At 73.4% G+C, this 418-nt stretch carries 1 protein-coding gene; it reads left to right on the top strand.

Features of this window, described 5'->3' with window-relative positions:
- On the top strand, window positions 1-418 hold a 418-nt coding region (fhuF, locus tag GVL52_RS32360), incomplete at both ends, for a siderophore-iron reductase FhuF (protein ID WP_160012771.1).

Here is a 418-nt window from a genome sequence, read left to right as displayed (position 1 = left end):
CGACCGCCCTGTGCGACGCCGGCACGCTCGTCGGCCTGCTGCACCGCTACGGAAGCCGCGTGTGGCATCTGGACGCGGGCGCGCGGCGGGATCTGCGCCCGCTGGCATCCACGTGGACGCTGCGCTACCTGGCCGCGCTGGTGCCGCCCGTGGCCGCGGCCGCGAGCGTGCTGGGGCATGTGTTCCCCGTGGCGCTGGAGGACCTGTGGATACGTTTCGACGGCCAGGGCCTGGTGCGGGATTTCCATCTGCGCGGCCTGGGAGAGGCCAGCCCCAAGGCCGGCACCGCAGCGCGCTACGGGCCGCTGGTGATGGATCACTGCGCGCCGCTCTTCGCTGCGATGGAGCGCCACACGCGGCTGCCCGCCAAGGTGGCGTGGAGCAATGCCGCGCGCCACCTGGAGGCGGTGCTGGAACA

It is taken from the genome of Rhizobium sp. 18055, assembly GCF_902706285.1.
Lineage (GTDB): Bacteria > Pseudomonadota > Alphaproteobacteria > Rhizobiales > Rhizobiaceae > Rhizobium.
The sequence above is the reverse complement of the archived record's forward strand: the minus strand, read 5'-3'. Positions and strand labels throughout refer to the sequence as shown.